Origin of the sequence: Myxococcus sp. AB036A (genome assembly GCF_006547355.1) — a bacterium.
Lineage (GTDB): Bacteria > Myxococcota > Myxococcia > Myxococcales > Myxococcaceae > Myxococcus > Myxococcus virescens.
In genome coordinates, this window is sequence record NZ_VHLC01000193.1 from 1 (window position 1) to 5425 (window position 5425).

A 5425-nucleotide genomic window follows, 5' to 3' on the forward strand; every position below is an offset into this window, starting at 1 on the left:
CCACCGTCCCGTCCACCCACCCCACGCCAGCGGACACGCCCAACCCCTGAAGCTGCATCGAGCGCACGCCCAGCACGCCCAGCGCCAGGTGGTTGCGCCCGCTGCCTCCCCACAGCGAGGTGGTGGCCAGCGGCGGCACCAGCGACAGGTTGAAGGGCACGGAGGGCATGTCGCCGAGGACGACCGGCTCGCCGGTGGACAGGGCCTCGGCCCGCATGTCCGTCCCGCCTCGCGCCGCCGTGCGCGTGAGCGTCATGGGAACGAAGTGCTCGGCGCGAAGCTCCGAGCCCCCCTTCGGCGACACCGTCAACTCCGCCTCGAACCGCTGCGAGGGACGCTCCAGCACGACCTGATAGCGCCCCGCCTCCAGCCCCAGCGCCAGACGCCGGCCCGCGGGCTTCTGCAGCTCCGCCACCAACTGGTTGCCCCAGTCGCGCACGAAGAGGCGGCCCTGCACGTCCTCCGCCACCGTGAGCCGCACACGCGAGGTGCGCAGGTCCGTCAGCACCAGGTCGCCGCTGCCCGCCAGTTGGATGTCATAGGCCGCGTGCTGCGGACCGCCCTGCGAGCGCTCCGTGCGCGCCAGCGTTTCATGGAAAGCGAACTGGTAGGCCTCGTGCAGGGTGACGCGGCCGTCGCCGCTGGCGTCCGCCGCGCCGCGCAGGCCCGTCACCAGGAAGTGCGTGAAGAAGGACGCGCCAATGGCGTCCGACTCCTGCGCCACTTCATCCGCGGAGCTGGAGGCGAGGTACGCGTGGCCCCGCACCTGCGACGCCGCGTCCATGAGGAAGCCCGGCCGGTGCACCCCACCCTTGAAGCGCGTCACCGCGCCGGAACCGCACGAGTCCAGAATCGCGATGCGCACGTCCACGGGCACCGCGCCCAGCCCCTGCTTCAGCGCCGCGTAGGTCAGCCGCTCCCCGCGCGGCAGCAGCCCCTCTGCGTCCGAGTGGCCCGAGTAGTAGAGCACCAGCTCGCTGCGAACACCGTCGGCGGCCGCGGCCTCCACCAGCACCCGCATCCGCTCCAGCGCGCCCAGCAGGCCCTTCCGGTCCGCCTCCAGCAGCAGCACGCGGTCCGCCACCGCCACACCGCCCAGTTCCCCCAGCACGCGGGACATGGCCAGCGCATCCGAGCCCGCGTAGCGCAGCCGCTCGCGTCCCTCACCGCCCTCGCTGGAGCCCACGAGCAGCGCGAAGCGGCGCAACGTCACCGGTGGCTCATCCACCGGGGGCGGCGTGGCCGCGGCGGACACCGTGGCCCACACGCCCAGGCAGGCGACGGCCAGCAGACCGCACCGGCGGCCCCATTCCCCAGCAGTGGTGCGTCTCATCATCCGCGTTCCACCCCACGCGTCAGGCCCGGCCCGGCCTCAAGCGAGTCCCCTCGGCATATCTCGACTGGAGGCCGGCGAGCGAGCCCGGCTCACGGGCTCCAGAGCGCCCGGCGCACCAACCAGGAACTGCCGCCCCGGCCGTCCCGCACCACCGCCCAGAACGTCACCTCTTGCGCCTGCGCGCCCTCTGGCGGCTCCCACTCCGTGCGGTGCCGGCCTTCCTGCCCGCCGAAGGACGAGCCACCCGTCTCCTGCGGCGAGAACTCGCCCAGCGTCGCGTGCCACGAAATCACCCAGCTCTCCCGCAGCGTCACCGCCTCCAGCCGCAGCCCGGGCACCACGTAGGTCTCCTGCAAGGCCACCACGTCCTCGGACGTCACCACGAAGGGCCCGGCGCCCCGCAGCTCCAGCGGCGCCTCCGCGGCCCAGGCCACGTCGTCCACGCGCAGGCCCGGAATCACCGGCTGCACGTTGGCCCGCATCCCCTCCACCGCCGGGCACCAGAAGACCATCAGCTTCTGCGCGTACACCCGCTCCTCCCCCGCCTGCGTGAAGAGGACCAGCGGCATGCGCAGGCCGCCCAGCCCCAGGTAGGGGTCCAGCGCCTGCACCCGCGCCAGCAGCGGCGTGTCATCCGCCAGCGTGGCCGCGCCCGGTTGGATGCTGAGCGTCAGCTCACCGGGCGCGGTGGTGCCCTCCGCGAGCAGCACGCGGTTGGACTCGTTCGCGCACGTCCGGTCCTCGGGGTCCGCGCACGCCCACAACGTGTACTGGATGGGACGGCCCTCGCCCGCCGGGTCCACCAGCAGCGCGCGGTATGTCACGGGCTCGGAGAGTTCATCCAGCGTCGCCGGGTTGAGCTCACAAGCAGACGCCATGAACTCCGGCGGCTCCGTGGCGAGACCGAGCACACGGAAGTCGTGGACGCGCGAAGGCTGGTCCTCGACGTCGACACACGCGGTAGCCCCCAGCAGCAGCAACAGGCCGCCATACTCGAGCAGGGTCTTCATCTCAGAAGCTTCCTTTCACACCCACCACGGGGAGGATGGGGATGCCCGGCACCTCGTACTCCCGACGGAACCGGTAGTCGTTGAAGACGAACTCGACGTTCTTCGCGTTGTAGAGGTTCTGCACGTCCAGGTAGGCCGTGAGCGTCCAGCTCTGGAACCGCCAGCTCTTGTCCACGCGCACGTCCAGTTGGTGGAAGCCGCCCGTGCGGTCGGAGAAGTAGGGACCGAACGTCGCGTTGTAGCGGTTGCGGTCCGCGTCGTAGACGTCATGGCCGCTCGCCAGCGGCGTCATGGGCCGGCCGCTGGTGTAGCGGAAGCGGCCCCCCAGCTCCCAGCCGTTGCCCAGCACATAGCCCGCCACCATCGTGAGGATGTGCGTCTGGTCCCAGGGGCTGAGGCCATAGGTGGAGTCGTCCGGCACGCTGCCGCCACCGAAGGCCCCTCCGCCCTTGGGCGGCGGCCCCACGCGCCCGTCCTCCGCGCGGCTGAAGGTGTACGAGAGCCAGCCGGACCACTTGTCCGTCGCGGAGGCGCGCTCCTTCTTCAGCATCACCTCCACGCCATACGCGCGGCCGATGCCGTCGTTGGAGTACGGCAGCGTGAAGACGCCGCCGCCCTCGTTCGCGACGAGCTGGCCGGGCGACACGATGTTGTTGAAGCGGCGGTTGAAGAAGCCGGTGACGTCCACGTTGAGCACGTCGGTGATGCGGTGCTCCACGCCCAGGCTGCTCTGGAACGCGCGCTGGTAGGCGAGGTCCGGGTTGCCGTAGGGCGCGGTGATGAAGCGGAACGTCTCTGGCGGCTGGCTGTAGAGGCCCAGCGAGCCCTTGAGGTTGGTGCGTGAGGTCGCCGCGTAGCGGACCCAGAGCCGCGGGTCCAGCGCCAGGTTCCGCGTGTTGCCCACCGTCTGGAGGTTGCCGCGAACGCCCGGCGTGAAGGTGAAGCGCCCCACCAGCAGGTCCGCTTCCAGGAAGAGCGCGCCGTCAAAGGAGCTCAGGGCAATCTGCTCCTCCAGCTGCTGGCCCACCGGCTCGGCCCCGGGGAAGGGCACGTACTCGATGCCGCCCGGCGCGGGAAAGGACACGTCGTAGCGCTCGTGCTCGAAGACGAGGTCCAGACCCGTGCGGAGGGTGAGCGCGGAGGACAGCTCGATGCCCAGCACCTCGCGGGCGCCCAGCGTGTACGTCTTGCCCTCCTGCCGCGCGAGCCCGAAGTCGATGTTGTTGCGGTCCATGCCGACGAAGGGCGTGAAGACGGACCACATCGCGCCCTTGCGGTAGGTCCAGTCGCCCTTCACCCGGTGGAAGTTCATGCGCGTGTCCAGCTCGAGGTCCCGCTCCGTCTCGGGACCGGTGGACACCACGCGGAGCTGGTCATCACTGCCGAAGGCCATGATGTAGCCGGAGCTGCGTGCGCCCCCCGCCGTCACGGTCGTGTCGTCGTTGGGCGTCCCGCGCTTCGCGCCGAAGTCCACGCGCAACTGGTAGTCCCAATAACGCGGCACCACGGAGAGCGTGCCCCCCTCCGTCTCCGGCAGGACGGCGGGCAGAATCGCGTCGATGTACGAACGGCGCGCGGCGGCGGCCACGCTGATGCCGTCCGTAATCGGGCTCTCCAGGAAGAAGCCCGCGTCCAGCAGGTCCACCTTCACCGAGCCGTGCAGCGTGTCCGATGCGCCCTTGCGCGTGCCCACCTCGACGATGCCGCCCACCGCGCGGCCGTACTGGCTGCCGTAACCGCCCGGGAAGAAGTCGAGCTGGTCGATGAACTCGGCGTTGACCACCGAGGGTCCGCCGAGCAGGTGGAACAGGAGGGGGATTTCGACCCCGTCCATCATCGTCGACGTCTGGCCCGGGTTCGAGCCACGCACCAGCAGCTCACCGGAGATGAAGGGCGCGCGCGCCACGCCCGGCAGCGACTGGATGACGCGGATGGGGTCGCCGAAGGAGCCCGGCGTCTTCTGCGCCTCCTCGCGGGTGATGGTGCGGCGCACCACCTCCTTCTTCGGCCGGTCGGAGCGCACCACCGTCTCCAGGCCGCCGCCCGAGGGCGCGAGGTAGAAGTTCACCTCCGTCGTCTCGTTCGCCTTCAGCTCCTCCTTCGTCTGGTAGAGCTGGAAGCCCGTGGCCACCACGCGCACCTCGCAGGTGCCCGCGGGCACCTCGAGCGTGAAGCGGCCGTCCTCGTCGGACATCACCTCGGGCGCGTCCGCGTCGTCGCCGCAGCGCACGGTGGCGTTGGGCACGCGCGAACGGCTGCCGCGGGAGATGAGCTGGCCGGTGAGCGTGGCCTTGGGCTGCTCGGCCTCCACGGCCTCGGCGCCCGCCTCCGGCTCCGGCGCGGTGAGGGTGAAGTGATAGACGTACTCCACCTGCACCGGCGCGGGCACGCCGTCGACCTCGGCGGGCGAGAAGCGGAACTGGCGCACCGCCGCAATGGCCGCCTCGTCGAAGCCGTTGCCCACCGGCTCGGTGGGCAGCACCTCGGCGACGGAGCCGTCATCCGCGATGGTGATGATGAGCCGCACCGACGCGGTGAGCCCCTGCGCGAGCGCCTCGGGCGGGTACTGCGCCTCCACCTGCTGCACCAGTTCGGGAGGCTTGGTGATGGTGGGCTGGGCCTGCGCCTCAGGTGGCGTGGCCGCGTCCGTGGGAGGCGCGCCGGCCTGGGGTGCCTGCGCGAGCACGGGCGCCGCCAGCAGGAGCGAGGCCGCGACGAGCGCGCCTCGGGCTTTCAGGGTGGAGGACATGGCGTGTCCAAGCATACGGGTGAGGGGGTTGCCGCTCCCGCTGAAAGAGAGACGGAGCGATGGCGAGGTGGAATCCCGGCAATGCCCGTGGGGATGGGTACCCCTGACATGCCGGGCACGCCTGGGCTCCGCCGCTCTCCCAGCGGGAGCGGCGAAATCAATCGAGCAGGAAGGTGTACGAGTATTTCATCTCCGTGGAGACAGGCTCGCCGCCCTTGATGGCGGGCTTGAAGCGGAAGCGGCGGATGGCATCCCTCGCCGCCTCGTTGAGGCCGTAGCCGGGCCCCTTGAGAATCTTCACCGCCACCACCTTGCCCTCGTGGTCGATGG

The 5425-nt window shown here is 70.9% G+C and carries 4 protein-coding genes; all 4 read right to left on the reverse strand.

Translation table 11 applies throughout. The features are described 5' to 3' along the window. Positions 1-1336: caspase family protein (locus FL344_RS37775; protein ID WP_141621911.1), on the reverse strand; the 1336-nt coding region annotated here is incomplete at its 3' end. A gap of 89 nt (positions 1337-1425) precedes the next feature. Further along, entirely contained in the window at positions 1426-2346 is a 921-nt protein-coding gene (locus FL344_RS37780) for a hypothetical protein (RefSeq protein WP_141621912.1), read from the reverse strand. Between the two features lies 1 nt (position 2347). Next, complete coding sequence (locus FL344_RS37785; protein ID WP_141621913.1) at positions 2348-5110, reverse strand: TonB family protein; 2763 nt, start codon at positions 5108-5110, stop codon at positions 2348-2350. A 142-nt stretch (positions 5111-5252) separates the two neighbouring features. Continuing rightward, positions 5253-5425: energy transducer TonB (locus FL344_RS37790; RefSeq protein ID WP_141276792.1), on the reverse strand; the 173-nt coding region annotated here is incomplete at its 5' end.